Raw genomic sequence first — 17,678 nt, 5'->3', positions numbered from 1 at the left:
GCATAAGCCCCTAGGTCGTTTGCCCAAGGTCGCTTAGAGTATTTAACTGTTTTTCTAACTTTGCAGATGCGGCACCAATATCTCCGGCCCCAGAAGTCACCACAATGTCATTGGCTAATAAAACGCCATCTAAAACATCGGGGAGTTGCTGAATATCCTTGACGAATACAGGAATAATTTTTCCTCGTTGCCGAATGGCCTTACTCAAGGCTGCCCCATCAGAACCAGCAATTGGTTTTTCACCAGCAGCAAACACGTCAAGTAATACCAATACATCCACCTCATTTAACACATCGACAAAATCTTCAAACATATCGTGTGTTCTAGAGTAACGGTGTGGTTGAAAAACCAAAACCAAGCGCTTGTCTGACCAGCCTTCACGCACAGCTTTAATGGTGGCGATAACTTCACGAGGGTGATGCCCATAGTCATCAACCAATAAAGCTGAACCACCTTCTCGCTTTATTTCGCCATTCACTTGGAAGCGTCGTCCAACACCCTTAAAGTGATTCAGGCCAGATGCAATCGCCTCATCAGATACGCCCAACTCACTGGCCACTGCAATTGCCGCCAGAGCATTTAAAACATTATGTTTACCCGGCATATTCAAGGTTAACGGTAACTGCCCCTTATTACCCAAACGCTTTAAATTAAAATGTGTTCGAAAGCCTTCTTGTTTTACATTCAACGCCTGAAAATCTGCCGCTTGATCAATGCCATAACTCAAAATAGGTTTGCCAATCGATGGCGCCAATTCGCGTATATTCTCATCATCAACACACATCACCGCTAAACCATAAAATGGCAATTGATGTAAAAACGACTGAAAGGCATCTTTCACTTGCTGAAAATCGCCACCGTATGTACTCATATGGTCTTCATCAATATTGGTGACCACTGCAATCATGGGTTGAAGGTGTAAAAATGACGCATCACTTTCATCTGCTTCTGCAACCAAGTAATGGCTTTCACCCAGTTTTGCATTTGACCCTGCACTGTTTAACAAACCACCAATCACAAAGGTAGGGTCCAGTTGCCCCTCTGTCATCAGCACTGCCAATAGACTAGTTGTTGTGGTTTTTCCATGCGTACCGGCAATTGCAATACCAAACCTAAACCGCATCAATTCCGCAAGCATTTCAGCGCGCGGAATAACCGGCACACGTTGCTCTTTCGCAGCAACAACTTCTGCATTGTCTTTTTGAACCGCTGTTGAGGTTACCACTACATCGCAATCGTCTACATTCTCGGCCATGTGCCCGATGTAAATGGTCGCACCTTGGTTCGCTAATCGCTCAGTTACTTTACTATTACGAATATCTGACCCTGATACCTCATAGCCAAGGTTGATCAACACTTCGGCTATGCCACTCATTCCCGCACCACCAATGCCGATAAAATGAATACGCTTAAGTTTGCCAAAACCTAAGTGCGCTGAATAATGTTTATGCGTATTGGGCATCATAAAGCCACCTCCAAACAAGCATTAGCAACTAATTCTGTTGCCTCTGGTTTTGCTAACGACCGTGCTTTTTTACGCATATCTGATAATTGATTTTCATTAGTAAGCAAGGCCTTTAATGTTTCTGACAGGTTCTGTGATGTCAGTGTCGACTGCGGCATCAACACAGCCGCCTCTGCATCTGCTAAGTAGGCTGCATTTTTAGTTTGATGATCATCTATGGCATGCGGCAGTGGCACAAGAATGGAAGGTAAGCCCATTATTGCTAACTCAGAAATGGTCATTGCTCCTGCCCTACAAATCACAATATCAGCCCATTGATATACTTGCTTCATATCCGCAATAAACTCTCGAATATCTGCTGCAACACCCGCCTCACTATATTTTTCTCTAGCAATCTGTATGGTCGCTTTGCCTGCCTGATGAATAACGTTAACGCTTAAACTAGCCTGTAGGCTTTGTAATGCCTCAGGCACCACCTCATTCAATACCGATGCACCCAAGCTGCCACCAACGACTAAAATATTTGTGTTTTTCTTTGGCTCACCCACCGAGCCGCCTAACAACTCTTTTCTAACTGGGTTACCTGTAAAGATAGCGCCTGTCTGTTCATCAAAACTATTTGGAAAGGCTTCTAATACCCGCTTAGCCAACTTTTTTAACAAACGATTTGTTGTACCTGGCACCCGGTTTTGTTCATGTATAACCAGCGGCGTTTTGTGTAACCAAGCCATCAAACCACCAGGGCCTGAGGCAAAACCACCCAGCCCTAATATCACATCGGGTTGACGACGACGAATGATGTTAGCGGCCTGATAGCAGGCTTTTAACAACATTATTGGCGCTAGCAATAAGCTCAGCAGACCTTTGCCTCGCAAACCGGATACGCTTAACCAGTCAATTTCAATACCGGCTTCCGGCACTACTGTTGCTTCAATGCCCTTTTTGGTGCCTAACCAGCTAACCATGTGTCCAGCATTCTGTAAGTAATCTGCCACAGCCAAGGCTGGAAAGACGTGCCCACCTGTGCCACCCGCCATAATCATTATGCGTAATGCCATGCCGCGCCTCCTTTCAATTGAGACATGTACTGTTGTTGCGTTTCATGGTAAATACGGCACAACAAACCCACGACCATGCACATTACAATCATGCTACTTCCACCATAGCTCATTAAAGGCAAGGTTAACCCTTTCGTCGGTAACACACCCATATTTACAGCAATATTTACAAACGATTGCAGGCCAATCCAGACACCTAAACCGTAAGCTAATAATGAATAAAATCTTAGGTTTAATCGCTCTGCGGCCTTACCTATTTGAAAAGCACGCCATAGCAATAAACCAAATAACAAAATCACTACACTAGACCCTATAAAACCCAATTCTTCACTGAGAACCGCAAAAATAAAATCGGTATGCGCTTCTGGTAAATAAAACAACTTTTGGATACTACTACCTAGCCCTACCCCAAACCATTCACCACGGCCCATTGCAATAAGCGATTGAACCAGCTGAAACCCCGAACCTAGGTGATCTGCCCAAGGATCCATGAAAGCTGTCACTCGTTCCATTCTGTAAGTTGAAGAAGCAATCGCCAGTACACCTAATACAACTCCCATCAACACAAGGGTCAAAAACTCTATAAGACGTGCACCCCCTAAAAACATCATGCACATCACACTAAAGCCAATAACAAAAGTTGCACCAAAATCAGGCTCAGCCAACAACAAACCGAACACCACACCTAGCGGTAGCATAGGGCGTATTACCCCTTTGATAGACTCGCGGACAACATGAACATGACGCGTTAAAAAACCTGCCATATAAACAATACAAACAAGCTTTACAATTTCTGAGACTTGAAGCCGAGCTACGCCCAAATTAATCCAGCGGTAACTACCATTTACCTTCACGCCGATACCCGGAATAAACACCAAGACCAGTAGGGCGATCGCTACCAAAATTAGGTTAGGCCCACTTTGCTCCCATGCCGATAATGGAACATTAGCCATGACAAACGCCAAGATCAAACCCACAACAATATGTGCCGCCTGACGTGCAGGGTAATGCCAAATATTGTCGAACACTCTTTCGCCAATGTGTAATGAAGCCGACACCACCATCACATAACCAATGCAAAGCAAACTTATCGCCGCAAATAACATCCAGCCATCTAAATAGTAACGGCCGCGTCTTGCCACTCGTGAAGAATCTCCTACGCTTAACATCGCAGCACTCATCGTTCTAACGCCTCCACAGCCGTCATAAAATGCTCACCACGTTGCTGATAACTTGCAAATTGGTCCAGCGATGCACAAGCAGGCGACAATAATACTGTGTCTCCAGATACTGCATGCTCAGCGGCTAGTTGAACGGCTTTTTCGATATTAGCAACCAATTCACAAGGTATTGACCCAACCGCTTCTTGCTGAAACCTTTTAGCATCACGCCCAAGCAATATAACCAATGAAACATTTGACTGAATACTCTGCTTCAACAAACTAAAGTCAGCGCCTTTTCCATCACCGCCAGCAATTAGAATAATTGGAGCAGGCAAACCATTTAGCGCCGCTAAACAGGCTCCTGGGTTGGTGGCTTTAGAATCATTTATCCATGTAACACCCTTTAACTCAGTCACCCATTGCGTTCGATGACTAAGGCCTGAAAACTCTCTTAATGCTATTTGTTGAGCCGCTACTGGAATCTTTAGCGCATCGGCCATCGCCATCGCAGCTAGAGCATTTTGAATATTATGTGTGCCTTTAATTTTTAACTCAGCAACTTGCAAAATAGGCTCACTACCTTTTGACAACCATTCTCCGCCGTCCACCGATAGCAGACCATAATGATCACCATTAGGCTGATCCAAGCCAAATGAAACACCTTGACGTTCCGATGGTAATGCCAATGCGTTAACCATCTCGTCTTGACGGTTAAAAACCGCTACGCCCTCACCAAAAAAGATTCGTTGTTTCGCATCACAATAAGCAACCACGCTGCGATAACGATCCATATGGTCATCACTAATGTTCAGCAGCGCCGCCACATCAGCTTTAAGCTGAGAGGTTCTTTCAAGCTGAAAACTAGATAGTTCTAAAACATACAAGTCGGCCGTTTTCTCGGTTAACAAATCTAAAGCCGGTGTCCCTAGGTTTCCACCGACTCGAACATCCCATTGAGCTTTTTCAGCCATCTGGCCCAATAAGGTTGTCACGGTACTTTTTCCATTTGAACCAGTAATACCTACAACAGGCGCATCTACACACACCGCGAAAAGGTCTATATCACCAAACACAGGCACACCACGTTCTGATGCTGCTTGAATTTCTTGCTCCTCCAACGTCACCCCAGGACTCACAATAATATGCGTCGCTGCTTCAAAAAAATCATGATCAAAACCGCCAGTAAACACAGCAATATCTCGAAATGATTCTTCAACCACATCTAAACCAGGCGGAGTTTCACGGCTATCAACCACAGCCACTTCAATATGATTTTGTTGCAGGAATCTAATCACCGATAAACCGGTCACGCCCAGACCCACAACAAGTACACGCACGCCATCTTGATCCAAGCCCAAACGGGCTAAACCTAAACGTTGATAGTGAAAATCATTTTGCATCAGTGCTTCCATTATCTTAGTTTTAACGTAGACAACCCGATTAACACCAAAATAACGGTGATAATCCAAAAACGAACAATAATTCTTGGCTCTGGCCAGCCTTTTAACTCGAAATGATGATGAATAGGCGCCATTCTAAAAATGCGCTTACCGGTTAATTTAAACGAGGCCACTTGCAAGATGACCGAAACCGTTTCCATCACAAACACACCGCCCATGATGATTAACACCAATTCTTGGCGTACTAAGACTGCTAAAACGCCCAAGGCAGCCCCTAACGCCAGCGCACCCACATCTCCCATAAAAACCATTGCGGGGTAAGCGTTAAACCATAGGAAGCCCATACCTGCACCCACTATCGCCCCACAGAACACAACCAGTTCACCCGTTCCTTGTAAGCTAGGAATCGCCAAATATTGAGCAAATTGTGCATTCCCAGATAAATACGCAAAAATACCCAACGCACCTGCGACTAAGACTGTCGGCATGATCGCTAGGCCATCCAAACCATCGGTTAAATTAACCGCATTACTGGTGCCAACGATCACAAAATAAGTCAACGGAACAAAGAACCAGCCTAGTTGAAGGCTTACATCTTTAAAAAATGGTACGAACAGTGTCGTTTCAATGGGCGATACCGCTGTGTAATACAAAAATAACGCCGCCGATAAGGCAATCACTGACTGACCTAAATATTTTTTACCCGCCGACAAGCCTTTGGGGTCTTGCAAGGCTACTTTTTTATAATCATCAATAAAGCCTATTACCCCTGTTAACAGGGTAACCAGCAACACGACCCAAACATATCGATTGGAAAGATCAGCCCACAACAAGGTACTCAAACCAACGGCCACTAAAATTAACGTCCCGCCCATTGTTGGCGTGCCCGCTTTTTTAAAATGTGTTTCCGGACCATCATCACGTACTGCCTGACCTATCTTATGAAACGTCAACCTACGAATCATGGTTGGCCCAACAAGAAAGGCGATAAACAACGCCGTTAACGTGCCTAAAATCGAACGCATCGTCAGATAGTGAAACACTCTAAAACCACTGTGGTATTCAGACAGCCAGTCTGCAATCATTAACAACATACGCTGTCCTCTTTAAGTGTTATTTTTTCAACAATAGTTTCTAAACCCTGTGAACGAGAGCCTTTTAGCAAAATCACTGTATCCGCACTCAGCTCATGCTCTAAGTGCACTGCCAACGCGTCTTTAGTAGAAAAGTGAACCGCCTGCCGATTTGGCGACTTACTGTGCTTATTAAACTCATTCACCGCCACTTTCATCTGCTCGCCGACAGCATAAAAACGCTCTACATGACTGGTTTCAATGTCTGCACCTAACTGCCGATGAATCTGCATACTCTCAGTCCCAAGCTCTGCAAAATCACCCAGCACTAACCACACAGGTTGCTGTATATTTTTTAAACAGGCCATGGCTGCTTCAAATGACTTAGGGTTTGCGTTGTAGCAATCATTAATAACAACACTGTTATTAACGCCTTTTAATGATTGCATCCGACCTTTTACCACCATCAGTCGTTCTAACCCTTCTTTAATATCAGTGAGCGACTCGCCTAAACTGATGGCTGCACTGGCCGCCGCAAGTGCATTTAGAACATTATGCGTACCGATAAGGTTCAGCTGAATTTCGACCTGTTCTTGCTGATAATGCAGAACAAAAGTCGTTTTAAATTGACCGTTAAAAATACCCGTTTGTACCGATTCAATATCTGCCCACACATCGGCATTATCAGACCAGCCGAAACGAATAACACGTCTATTTCCAAGTAACGCCAGCCATTGGTCTAACCAAGGCTCTTCTTGATTAAGAATCGCCGTCCCTGTTTCACTAACTCCTGAAACAATTTCACCTTTCGCGTTGGCAACACCCTGAATACTGCCAAACCCCTCTAAGTGCGCTGAGCCAACATTATTTAAAATCGCCACGGTTGGTGCTGCAATATCACATAGATGCGCAATATCACCTGAATGACTTGCGCCCATTTCAATCACTGCAACATCATGTTCGTCGGTTAGCCTTAATAAAGTAAGCGGCACGCCTATTTGATTATTCAGATTACCTTCTGTTGCTAGCACTTTATTCGAACCGCTTAAAATGCTTGCTAACATTTCTTTTACACTGGTTTTGCCATTACTGCCCGTAATAGCGACCAAGGGGATATCCAGCGCCTTACGTTGTTCTTTTGCGATCTGCGTTAAAGCTAATAAAGTGTCATCTACTCTCACATATGGCATATCAACACTTATCTCAGCACTAACAATCGCCGCCACTGCACCGTTCTTATTGGCCTGTTCTACAAAATCATTTGCGTCAAAATTTTCACCTTGTAAGGCAACAAAAAGATCACCCTGTTGGATCTTTCTTGTGTCTGTACTAATGGCATTAAAGCTCACGTTTTCACCCACAAGGTGCCCTTTAGTGATAACCGCTGCTTGCTGAAGGCTCATGGTTTGCATCCGTGACCTCCCTCTTCGCTCAACACGCTTGCATTTAATGCATCTTTTACCTGTGCAACATCGCTAAAAGCTATTTTTTCATTCTGTATCTGTTGGTATTCTTCGTGCCCTTTACCGGCCACTAAAATAATGTCGTTTTTAGCGGCACTTGCAATGGTTTGCTGTATTGCCTGCCCACGATCAAGCGTAACGGTCAGCTTAGCCACATGACTAATGCCTGCTTTAATCTGCTCAGCGATCGCTTCAGCTGATTCAAAACGTGGGTTGTCATTTGTAATAACAATACTATCGGCTAACTCATCCGCTATGGCCCCCATTAGTGGACGCTTTGCTTCATCCCGATTACCGCCACAGCCAAAAACCAATCTTAAGGTTCCTTTGCAGTGCTGACGCAAGCTTTGCAAAGCAAGCCTTAAGGCATCTGGTGTATGCGCATAATCAACCACCACTTCGGGCTTAGCCCCTTCAACTAAAACCCGTTGCATACGCCCTTCAACGGCCTTCACCTTTTCAACCTTAGCAACGGCGACACTCAATTCATCACCCATTGCTATTAACACAGCAGTGCTTGCAACAAGGTTATCAATATTGAAAGCACCAAACAGTTCAGAGTGAACTTGAACAGTACACCCATTAAAAGACAACTCGAATGATAAACCCGTTGCTAGCAATCGTTCATTAGAGATAAACAAACAGTTTTCAACTGTTGAATAGCAGCTCGACCTTGAGAATGAATACACTTTAACGCTTGATGACAGTGCGTTTTTAATCCGCTCACTAAAGGCATCATCCCGATTTAGAACAACAAAGCTTAATGAAGGACATTTGAATAAGGTTAATTTAGCATCACCATAAGCCTCAAGGGTTTGATGATAATCCAAATGGTCATGTGTTAAATTTGTGAACACAGCGCCCTTAAACGCAACCGCCTTAACCCGCCCTTGATCTAAACCATGCGAAGAAACTTCCATCGCAACGGTTGCAATGCCTTCGTCGCGTAAAGTCGCCAGTTGCCGCTGAACACTCACTGCATCTGGAGTGGTATTGATCGTTTTCTTTAAATCATCAACCTGTCCCCAGCCTAAGGTACCGATGATAGCGGATGAATTTGTCTGTACATTTAATGCCTGAGCAATAAAGTGGCTCACCGAGGTTTTACCATTGGTGCCAGTAATCCCGACCACAGATAACTCCTTCGATGGAAATTGATATAAACGCGCAGCCATGATGCTGATATGCTCACCAAGGTTGGCAAGCTTAAAGAGGGAAATGCTATGTGCTTTTTTTACTTTCTCGGCTAAAAATTCACCCCCTGCTTCAGGGTCATAAATAATCGCAACTGCGCCAGCTTGTATCGCTTGTTCTGCGTACATAAGGCCATGCTGTTGTGAACCAGCGACTGCTATAAATACGTCATCTTTTTGAATATTGCGCGCATCTACACTCAAATTTGCAATACGTATGTCTGAGTCAACCTCCAACAAGCCGTCCAACACGGTTTGCAAAGGCAGCAACGAAGAATTTTGCTTAGCTGGCATCATTGAATACCTCTTTCAAGTGATGCAAACACGGTTGCCTTATCGAGGTTGTCCGGTGCAATATTCATTAAGCGTAACGCCCCAGACATCACTCTGGAAAATACTGGTGCGGCCACTAAACCACCATAGTAATCGCCTGCTTTTGGCTCATCTATCACCACAACCATTACTAATTTTGGGTCGCTAGCTGGCGCCATGCCTGCAAACACACCTAAGTATTTATCTTCTGCGTAGCCACCGGCGATCGCTTTTTTTACAGTGCCTGTTTTACCGGCAACCGAGTAACCGTACACCTTTGCTCTGGGCGCTGTACCCGCTTTAGTAACCACACCGCGCATCATATTCCGCACACTGTTAGCAACTGTTGGACTCATCACCCGTACACTTTCAGCAGCCGCTTCATCAACCACTAACGAAATCGGCTCTAAAACACCTTCATTCGCAATAACCGAATAAGCACGTGCTAATTGCAATGCTGAGGTAGACAAACCATAACCAAATGACAAGGTCGCCGTTTCAATCGGCCGCCACTGCTCATAGCCAACTAGTTTGCCACGAGCTTCTCCCGGAAAACCAAGACCTGCTGACTGACCAAACCCTAAACTATTCAACATACCCCATAACTTTTCGCCAGGAATGCCCAAGGCAATTTTGGCTGACGCCACATTACTTGACTTAAGTAGTAGCGTTGCTAAATCTATTTCACCGTAATTACGGTGATCCCGCACTTGACTACGTCCCACTCGCATATAACCGGGGTTGGTATCAATCACGGTAGAAGCATCAAAGACACCCGATTCCATGCCTGCCGCAACGGTAAAGGGCTTCATTGTTGAACCGGGTTCGAACAAATCAACAAAGGCTCTGTTACGAACATGACTCGCTTTAATCTTAGAACGATCGTTTGGATTAAAGGCAGGCTGGTTTGCCACTGCTAACAACTGGCCAGTTTCAGCATTCAGCAACACTAATGAACCAGACGTGGCCTTTTGCTGCGCGACGGCCGCCTTTAACTCTCGGTATGCTAAATATTGCAAACGCCGGTCTATCGTTAGCCGAATATCTTGACCGGGAATAGGCGCGCGTATGTTATCAACATGCTTTACCATTCTGCGTTTGCCATCACGAAGCACACGCTCGGCACCTGCTGAGCCTTTTAATGATTCATCCCAGGCTAATTCAAGGCCCTCTTGCCCTTCATCATCAATATTTGTAAAGCCAACAAGATGTGCTGCCACCTCGCCATCAGGGTAATAGCGCCTATATTCCTTTTGTAAATACACCCCTGGTAATTGCAACTGATCAATCATTGCCGTCACCTGTGGATCCATATGGCGACGCAAATACACAAACCGCCTCGAGGCTACTTTTTTAAGCTTCTTATCAAGTGCGCTAACCTTCAAACCAAGCAGCTTTGCAAACTCTTTCTTTTTAGTGCCCAGCTCCAACTCTTGCGGGTTCACCCAAACAGAACTCACTGGTGCACTAATGGCCAACGCGTGCCCACCTACATCTGTAATTTTTCCACGATAAGCAGGTAATTTGATGTCACGCAAATGAACCGCTTCTCCGCGCTTTTGCAAATAACTATTATTTAATACTTGTAAATCAATTGCCCGATAAATCAGCACGCACATCATCAACATAAAACACGCCAGAATAAATCGGCGACGCCCCGCCAACTCAGGCACAATAACCTTCTGCACAGTGTTATTAGATTGTTGATGTGAATACTTCATTTAACTTTTACGTAAACAATTTGTGCCGACGTAGGCGCCTGTAAATTTAACTTTGTACGAGCTAGTTTTTCTATTCGGTTATTTGATGACCAAGTGTTTTGCTCTAACTGCAAACGATTCCATTCAACGCCCAACCTATCCTGTTCTCGTAATTCTTTTTGTAGCTGATTAAACATTAAACGCGCATCATATTTCACGTACACAACGGCCAATGCCGACACCATCACCAACACCAATAAAATAACTGTAATACCTGCTAGACTTTGATCTGCCATTACAATTTCTCTGCAATACGTAATACAGCGCTGCGACTTCGAACATTACCCGCTACTTCATTCGCAGACGCTTTAATTGCCTTACCCACCACTTTTAACACCGGCTTTTTAGCATCTAACGGCATTGGAAGATGGCGAGGAACGATCTCTCCACGCGACTGCTCACGTATAAACCGTTTCACAATTCTGTCTTCTAACGAATGAAAGCTAATAACGGCTAAGCGGCCGCCTTGTTTCAACATACTCAATGAGCTTGCCAAGGCCTGCTCAAGGTCATCGAGTTCTTTGTTAATTTTAATTCGAATTGCTTGAAAGCTTCTTGTTGCAGGATGTTTGCCGGGTTCTCGCCTTTTCACAACATTTGCAATTAATGCCGCTAATTGAGCCGTTGTTTCAATCGCCGTTTCCTTGCGCTGAAGAACAATTTCTGCTGCAATTTTACGAGCAAACTTTTCCTCACCATACACCCTTAGCACTTTGACCAGCTCGCCTTCTTCAACATGAGAAAGCCATTGCGCTGCTGACTCGCCCTGCGTTGAATCCATTCTCATATCTAAAGGCCCATCTTTCATAAAGCTAAAGCCACGTTCTGCAACATCTAACTGGGGGGACGACACACCAAGGTCTAGCAAAATACCATCAACCGCGCCATCCCAATGCCGTTCTTGTGCCAATTGCTCCATCTGTGCAAAACTACTGTGCGCTAATTCAAATCGTTCGTCTTTTAATAAGGCTTGTGCTTGGGGGGAGTTCACAGCATCCATATCCTTATCAATGGCCAATAAGCGCCCCTGAGGCGACAAGACCTGCAATATTGACCCGCTATGACCACCACGACCAAAGGTTCCATCGATATAAACCCCATCAGTTTGTCGTATCAGCCCCTCTATCGCTTCATCCAATAAAACCGGCTTATGTAATTCACCAGTAGACATCAAAGCGACAAGGTTCCCAGTTCAGGTGAAAGCTCACCGTCTTCTGCACTCTCCTCTTCAAACCATATGTCACGCTTAGTGACCCATGTCTGCTCATTCCAAATTTCGAACTTGTTTCCCTGTCCTATCATGACTGTTTTCTTATCCAGTCCAGCAAATTCTCGTAGGGGTGGCGACACAAGCACTCGGCCCTGCCCATCCAATTCGCATTCGGTTGCGTGCCCAATTAATAAACGCTGCAAACGTCTGGCTTGCTTATTTAGGGTAGGCAATTTAATCAATTTTCGTTCTATATCCTCCCAAACCGGCAAGGGATATAATAAGAGACTATGTTCACGATCAACCGTCATCATCATTTGCCCATCACAAGAGGTTTTCAACTGCGCACGATAACGCGTAGGGATAGACAATCGCCCCTTTGCATCCAACGTCACGTTATTAACCCCTCTAAACAAAACCGGCCCCTTATTTGATTTATTCCCTTTTCTACCACTTTACCCCACTTTTTTGCACTATAAGGATGAAAATACCACTCTGTCAAGTTTCCCATTCCATAAATACTTTCTTTACGAACAAACACTTAGCTAGGGTTTATAGAGGCCATTGGAAAACACATTTAAATAAACAATAAAGGCAATAAAAATCATTGGCTTGCATCGCTTTATTAAAGAAAATACTAGAAATTCTTTTGTTAAACCCTTCTGATAAAGAAATATTGCGGAACAAGCAGATGATCGGCAAGCAGTGCCATAAAAACGTAACCTATTGAATAATAATGACATTATTGTTTGGTTTTAATTTCAAAAACGCATGTTCTCATTCACAAAAAAAGCCCCTTCATTTTAAAACCCATTGATACCATCACGTTGCAAGCCCATCGCTCTTAAAAACAGCCAGCAAACACACAAATTTGCTAAACCATCTGAAGGGGTTTCTTTTTAGCTATGCACTGGCACTCACCGGTTCTGATATATTAACTATCAACCTATTAAGATTCCCAATACACATTTAATCGCTGCACAACGCTTTACTCAGGAGACCAGATGGAAATTCGCGCCCTTACCTTTTTCACTGAACTGCCAATCAATACCGACAAACAACAGATGGAGCAACAAATTGCACCTCTCGGCAAACAAGCCTTGCAGGTTAAAAAGTTATTTACTGACGCAGGTTTTGCCGTGCAAAGTTTACGCCTAGCCAGCCAACCACTCGAAAAAATTTTCCCCGAAGGCGCCAGCGCTGAGCATTTAGCCTTGTTTGCCAGCCAGTACGAACAAGTTGCCAATCAAGCAGGCTTTAAACATGTAGCCCTAGGGACACTTGGAGCAAGCTTAAGCACTGACGAGGCAAGCACTGAAAACAGCTTACTCAAACAACTTATGGCTGGAATCCCTGCCATCATTGAGGCAACTGATTGGGTATTTACCTCCGTACAATTGGCCGATCAGGCAAATGGACTCAAAACAGACTGCCTGCCACCTGCAGCGCAAGTCGTGGTGGATAACTCAACCATCAAAGAAGACGGTTTTGGTAATTTACGCTATTGCATGGTCGCCAATATGCCAGCATTTAGCCCGTTTTTTCCTGCCGCTTGGCACGATGGAAACAGCTCAACCGCCTTTTCAATGGCTATCGAATCCGCAGATATCCTTGTCGACTTATTAGAAACCTTTGATAATACTGAACAGCGCTGGTTAGCAGAGCCGTCCTTAACAGCCACGTTTAACCGCCTCGGAGCAACGCTTGATAAGCTGGGAACCGAAGCTGCCGCGCTCACTAATATACCCTACCGCGGCATTGATATGACGCCATCACCCTACCCAAGCATTCCTCGTTCTTTTGGTCGTATTGTGGAACTGCTCACAAACGAACCTTTTGGTGGCCCCGGCACAATGGCAGCCATTGGTTTAATCAAACAAAGCTTGGATGCCGCTAACTTTAATCGCGCCGGCTACTGTGCGGTCATGCTTTTGCCACTAGAAGATGCAGTGCTCGCACAAAACGCTATCAGTGAGAATTTTAATATCGCAACGCTATTGGCTTGCGCAGCTGTTGGCGGTACCGGCTTGGATGTCATCCCTGTTAGTGGCAATACACCTCAGAAAAAAATTGAGGGATTAATGCGAGACACAGCGATGTTGTCTCTGTCCTTAAATAAACCTTTAACCGTCCGTTTATTACCCGTGCCTGGGCAACAAGCAGGTGAATTGACTCAGTTCAACTTTGATTACTTTTCTTCAACACGTATTTTTGACCTATAAACATGTTGAAGTTATGAAATAACACTAAATGTTCATAATAAATTTGATCACCGCGCCCATACTCACAACGCAGAACAAACCAAAGCACCAAAGAATCACAAACCATGCCCATTGTTTTTGTTTAGGCGATAAATATTTACTTAACAATTTGTCCATTAGCTAACTCTATATATTTTTGCAAGCTAAATGCTCCGCGAATCTCACCTATTTTAAAGCCCATCGCGGTATCGCGAGGGTAGAGCTCCTTGATATGGTTTTTAAGTGAGGTCTCTACCGTTATGCCATGGCAACTTAAACACAAGCCCTGCATTGGAATTGCCTTCATATACATTATGCTTGTGCCCTGCTGTTGCCACCATTCCATTTCTGCAAGGTCTTCACCCGCACTTTTCCTGCTTACAAACTCGTCTAAAACCGCCTTTTCTTGCGCTGTGGGCCTATTGTTTTGATGACGTGTTTTTAAAGAGGTACGCCCTATTGTCCAGCCTGTTTCGCCTGCCATTTTTTCTGCAATTTCAGGTGCGCGAAGACTACACACATCGACGGCTTTTTTTAAACCACCTGTTTTAATCGCCGCCTGTAATTCCTGCTTTAATGTTTGTTGAAATTGCTGGGTAATGCCTCTTGCTTCCTCAACATAAGAAAAGACAGGCTCTTGTGCAAAACTGACTGCATAACACAATAAACACGCAACAATTAGCCCGCTTTTAATACATGGCTTTATCATCAGCTTTACCCCTAAATATGTAATAACTATATCCCGTATACACTAAAATAATGGGCAAAAACACCGCGGTTCCAACTAATAAGAATGATTGCGATGTTGAGGCAGCGGCCGCATCCCAAAGGGTAAAACTAAACGGAACAATCCATGGAAACAAGCTGATGCCTAGCCCCACATAACCGAGTAAGAAAATAAGCATGGTGAGCAAAAATGGACGAACCTCGCGCTCGCTATGTAAGTCTTTCCAAAGCATTACAAACGCACAAAGCGTAATAATAGGAATCGGTGCCAGAAAAAACAGATTCGGCACAGAAAACCACAATTCCAGAATGCGCTCGTCAATAAAAGGCATACACAAACTAACCAAGCCCATTGCCAATGCTACAAAGCCGATAACATATCGCGCCACAGCACGTGCCCAGCGCTGGGTATCATCCTCACATTTCCATATGAGCCATGTTGCGCCAATCAGCGCATAGCCAAACACTAGCGAAATACCTGTTATTACTGCAAACCCATTAGCCCAGTCAAGCGGACCGCCGGCAAAACCTCGCTCAACAACCTCAAAGCCTTGTACAAAATTACCCAAAATTACGCCCTGCATAAACGCAGCCAATAACGAGCCAACGTGGAAAGACACATCCCATAGTTTGCGGTCTCTTCCCTCCGTTTTAAAACGAAATTCAAAGGCGACACCACGAAAAATGAGCCCTATCAGCATTAAAATAACGGGTAAATAAAGTGCCGGCATCACTATCGCATACGCAACTGGAAAAGCCGCAAAAAGACCGCCCCCACCAAGAACAAGCCACGTTTCGTTACCATCCCAAAACGGCGCGATCGAATTCATTATTTTGCTACGGCATTTATCGCTAGGCGCAAATGGAAATAATATGCCACAGCCCAAATCAAAGCCATCCAACAAGACATATATAAAAACAGCTGTTGCGATTAAAGCGCCCCATATTAAAGGTAGGTCTAGCCATGGTGATAAATCAAACATTTTTACCCTCCTTTCCAATGTTGCTGGCTAGATTAGGTGCAACCGCCTCTTGCCCGTGTTCATAATAGCCATTACCCGACTTATCTTGGTTGGGCCCCTTGCCAATTAATTTCAAAATATAATAACTACCCGTGCCAAAAATCAGCGTATAAGCCACAACAAAAATACCTAAGCTCAAGGCCAGTTGTTCTGCGATAACTGGAGAAATACTCTCCGCCGTTCTCACAACACCATATACGGTAAAGGGTTGGCGTCCTACCTCCGTTACAAACCAACCAGCTAACAATGCTATAAACCCGCTTGGCATCATTGCCATGCACCATAATTGAAAGGACTTAACATCAAACAAGCGTTTTCTGAAATATAAAATGGCAGCCAAAATACCCGTTAGTATCATTGCCACACCCAAGCCAACCATAACGCGGAAAGACCAAAACACAATAGCCACCGGAGGGCGATCTTCTTTTGCGACCTCTTTCAACCCAGGCACAACCCCCTCTGCAGAACCTGTTAGGATCAAACTAGCGCCGTTAGGAATAGTAATACCATAATCTGTACTTTCGGTTTCTTCATTCGGTATGCCAAAAAGGTACAGCGGTTTATTGCTGCCACGCTCCCAGTTTCCCTCCATCGCAGCCACCTTGATAGGCTGATATTCCATTGTGTTTTCACCATGTGCATGGCCTATAAGCAACTGGGTTGGCGCAACAAACACCGCCATCAGCATCGCCATAGAAAACATCACTTTAGCGTGTTCAACATGGATTTTTCGCCATAAATAATAGGCTCCAACCCCGCCTACAACAAAAGCGGTTGTCAGATAGGCTGCTGTTACCATATGAAGAAAACGCACAGGGAAAGATGGGTTAAAAATAACTTCCATCCAATTTGTGGCATACAGCAAACCATCGGCCCTTACTTCAAAACCCTGAGGGGTTTGCATCCAACTATTGGCTGACAAAATCCAAAACGCGGAAACAAGCGTGCCAAAAGCTACAATTAAGGTGGAAACAAAATGCATTTTCTTGCTCACACGGCCCCAACCAAAAAGCATAATGCCAAGAAAAGATGCTTCCAAAAAGAACGCTGTTAGCACTTCGTAGCCTAGAAGCGGCCCAATAACATTGCCAACTTTATCGGAAAAAACAGACCAGTTAGTACCAAACTGATAGGACATCACAACACCCGAGACAACACCCATCCCAAAGCACACCGCAAAAATCTTAATCCACATTTTGTAGATTTCTCTATAAACATTTTTGCCTGTTTTCAGATACAGCCCCTCAACAACAGCAAGCCAACTTGCCAAGCCAATCGTGAATGCCGGAAAAACAATGTGAAAACTAATCGTGAAGGCGAATTGAATACGCGCCAGTAATACAGGGTCAAGCTCAAGTGCTAACATAATATTTATCCTCTATTTTTCCACGGTCACCAGTTGCAATAAACGCTGAACAACATTTATAGAATACCCCCAAGCTTTTCAACGTCGTTCCCATTCTACTGCCATTAAAAACTTTATGCGGCTACCTCATTGTTATGAGCGTTTACGTTTGCGGCCTTATCGTATCACCTTTCATATAGCAACAAGGCTGCTATAGATCAGCTCGTTCAAATTTAAGCACTTAGTTG

The 17,678-nt window shown here is 44.4% G+C and carries 15 protein-coding genes; 1 reads left to right on the top strand and 14 read right to left on the bottom strand.

What is annotated here, in order from left to right:
• Window positions 1-10: 10 nt before the first annotated feature.
• Genes murC through mraZ form a run of 11 tightly spaced genes read right to left on the bottom strand, consistent with a single transcriptional unit; the run spans window position 11 to window position 12,513 of the window.
• Entirely contained in the window at window positions 11-1,465 is a 1,455-nt protein-coding gene (gene murC / locus Q91_RS01845) for a UDP-N-acetylmuramate--L-alanine ligase (RefSeq protein ID WP_015005178.1), read from the bottom strand.
• Window positions 1,462-2,523, bottom strand: a complete 1,062-nt coding sequence (murG, locus tag Q91_RS01840) for an undecaprenyldiphospho-muramoylpentapeptide beta-N-acetylglucosaminyltransferase (protein ID WP_015005177.1) — start codon at window positions 2,521-2,523, stop codon at window positions 1,462-1,464. Before murG ends, murC begins: the two co-directional genes overlap by 4 nt.
• On the bottom strand, window positions 2,508-3,704 hold the full coding sequence (ftsW, locus tag Q91_RS01835; RefSeq protein ID WP_015005176.1) for a putative lipid II flippase FtsW: 1,197 nt from the start codon (window positions 3,702-3,704) through the stop codon (window positions 2,508-2,510). The genes murG and ftsW overlap by 16 nt, the downstream gene beginning before the upstream one ends.
• On the bottom strand, window positions 3,701-5,086 hold the full coding sequence (murD, locus tag Q91_RS01830) for a UDP-N-acetylmuramoyl-L-alanine--D-glutamate ligase (protein WP_020933077.1): 1,386 nt from the start codon (window positions 5,084-5,086) through the stop codon (window positions 3,701-3,703). Before murD ends, ftsW begins: the two co-directional genes overlap by 4 nt.
• A gap of 11 nt (window positions 5,087-5,097) precedes the next feature.
• On the bottom strand, window positions 5,098-6,180 hold the full coding sequence (mraY, locus tag Q91_RS01825) for a phospho-N-acetylmuramoyl-pentapeptide-transferase (RefSeq protein WP_015005174.1): 1,083 nt from the start codon (window positions 6,178-6,180) through the stop codon (window positions 5,098-5,100).
• Window positions 6,171-7,571, bottom strand: coding sequence for a UDP-N-acetylmuramoyl-tripeptide--D-alanyl-D-alanine ligase (murF, locus tag Q91_RS01820; protein WP_015005173.1), 1,401 nt, complete (start codon window positions 7,569-7,571; stop codon window positions 6,171-6,173). The genes mraY and murF overlap by 10 nt, the downstream gene beginning before the upstream one ends.
• Window positions 7,559-9,112, bottom strand: a complete 1,554-nt coding sequence (locus Q91_RS01815) for a UDP-N-acetylmuramoyl-L-alanyl-D-glutamate--2,6-diaminopimelate ligase (protein WP_015005172.1) — start codon at window positions 9,110-9,112, stop codon at window positions 7,559-7,561. Before Q91_RS01815 ends, murF begins: the two co-directional genes overlap by 13 nt.
• A complete protein-coding gene (locus tag Q91_RS01810) occupies window positions 9,109-10,848 on the bottom strand; it encodes a penicillin-binding protein 2 (RefSeq protein ID WP_015005171.1) in 1,740 nt (579 codons plus the stop codon). Before Q91_RS01810 ends, Q91_RS01815 begins: the two co-directional genes overlap by 4 nt.
• Entirely contained in the window at window positions 10,845-11,123 is a 279-nt protein-coding gene (gene ftsL, locus Q91_RS01805) for a cell division protein FtsL (protein ID WP_015005170.1), read from the bottom strand. Before ftsL ends, Q91_RS01810 begins: the two co-directional genes overlap by 4 nt.
• Complete coding sequence (rsmH, locus tag Q91_RS01800; protein ID WP_015005169.1) at window positions 11,123-12,058, bottom strand: 16S rRNA (cytosine(1402)-N(4))-methyltransferase RsmH; 936 nt, start codon at window positions 12,056-12,058, stop codon at window positions 11,123-11,125. Before rsmH ends, ftsL begins: the two co-directional genes overlap by 1 nt.
• Window positions 12,058-12,513, bottom strand: coding sequence for a division/cell wall cluster transcriptional repressor MraZ (gene mraZ / locus Q91_RS01795; protein ID WP_015005168.1), 456 nt, complete (start codon window positions 12,511-12,513; stop codon window positions 12,058-12,060). The genes rsmH and mraZ overlap by 1 nt, the downstream gene beginning before the upstream one ends.
• Before the next feature lie 588 nt (window positions 12,514-13,101).
• Between mraZ and Q91_RS01790 the strand changes: the two genes are divergently transcribed.
• Entirely contained in the window at window positions 13,102-14,319 is a 1,218-nt protein-coding gene (locus tag Q91_RS01790) for a DUF711 family protein (RefSeq protein ID WP_015005167.1), read from the top strand.
• 136 nt (window positions 14,320-14,455) lie between these two features.
• Here the strand turns inward: Q91_RS01790 and Q91_RS01785 are convergent, their stop codons facing one another.
• Genes Q91_RS01785 through Q91_RS01775 form a run of 3 tightly spaced genes read right to left on the bottom strand, consistent with a single transcriptional unit; the run spans window position 14,456 to window position 17,451 of the window.
• Window positions 14,456-15,046: a DUF3365 domain-containing protein gene (locus tag Q91_RS01785; protein WP_015005165.1), complete on the bottom strand. Its 591-nt coding sequence runs from the start codon at window positions 15,044-15,046 to the stop codon at window positions 14,456-14,458.
• On the bottom strand, window positions 15,027-16,046 hold the full coding sequence (gene cydB, locus Q91_RS01780; RefSeq protein ID WP_015005164.1) for a cytochrome d ubiquinol oxidase subunit II: 1,020 nt from the start codon (window positions 16,044-16,046) through the stop codon (window positions 15,027-15,029). The genes Q91_RS01785 and cydB overlap by 20 nt, the downstream gene beginning before the upstream one ends.
• Window positions 16,039-17,451, bottom strand: coding sequence for a cytochrome ubiquinol oxidase subunit I (locus Q91_RS01775; protein ID WP_015005163.1), 1,413 nt, complete (start codon window positions 17,449-17,451; stop codon window positions 16,039-16,041). The genes cydB and Q91_RS01775 overlap by 8 nt, the downstream gene beginning before the upstream one ends.
• Between the last annotated feature and the right edge of the window lie 227 nt (window positions 17,452-17,678).

Source organism: Cycloclasticus sp. P1 (genome assembly GCF_000299965.1).
Taxonomy (GTDB): domain Bacteria; phylum Pseudomonadota; class Gammaproteobacteria; order Methylococcales; family Cycloclasticaceae; genus Cycloclasticus; species Cycloclasticus pugetii.
Note: the sequence above shows the minus strand (reverse complement) of the source record. Positions and strands in the feature narration are given on the sequence as shown.

Coding starts and splice junctions, on each gene's coding strand:
- murC (WP_015005178.1), bottom strand. CDS start 1,465: ATGATGCCCAATACGCATAAACATTATTCAGCGCACTTAGGTTTTGGC.
- murG (WP_015005177.1), bottom strand. CDS start 2,523: ATGGCATTACGCATAATGATTATGGCGGGTGGCACAGGTGGGCACGTC.
- ftsW (WP_015005176.1), bottom strand. CDS start 3,704: ATGAGTGCTGCGATGTTAAGCGTAGGAGATTCTTCACGAGTGGCAAGA.
- murD (WP_020933077.1), bottom strand. CDS start 5,086: ATGCAAAATGATTTTCACTATCAACGTTTAGGTTTAGCCCGTTTGGGC.
- mraY (WP_015005174.1), bottom strand. CDS start 6,180: ATGTTGTTAATGATTGCAGACTGGCTGTCTGAATACCACAGTGGTTTT.
- murF (WP_015005173.1), bottom strand. CDS start 7,571: ATGCAAACCATGAGCCTTCAGCAAGCAGCGGTTATCACTAAAGGGCAC.
- Q91_RS01815 (WP_015005172.1), bottom strand. CDS start 9,112: ATGATGCCAGCTAAGCAAAATTCTTCGTTGCTGCCTTTGCAAACCGTG.
- Q91_RS01810 (WP_015005171.1), bottom strand. CDS start 10,848: ATGAAGTATTCACATCAACAATCTAATAACACTGTGCAGAAGGTTATT.
- ftsL (WP_015005170.1), bottom strand. CDS start 11,123: ATGGCAGATCAAAGTCTAGCAGGTATTACAGTTATTTTATTGGTGTTG.
- rsmH (WP_015005169.1), bottom strand. CDS start 12,058: ATGTCTACTGGTGAATTACATAAGCCGGTTTTATTGGATGAAGCGATA.
- Q91_RS01790 (WP_015005167.1), top strand. CDS start 13,102: ATGGAAATTCGCGCCCTTACCTTTTTCACTGAACTGCCAATCAATACC.
- Q91_RS01785 (WP_015005165.1), bottom strand. CDS start 15,046: ATGATAAAGCCATGTATTAAAAGCGGGCTAATTGTTGCGTGTTTATTG.
- cydB (WP_015005164.1), bottom strand. CDS start 16,046: ATGTTTGATTTATCACCATGGCTAGACCTACCTTTAATATGGGGCGCT.
- Q91_RS01775 (WP_015005163.1), bottom strand. CDS start 17,451: ATGTTAGCACTTGAGCTTGACCCTGTATTACTGGCGCGTATTCAATTC.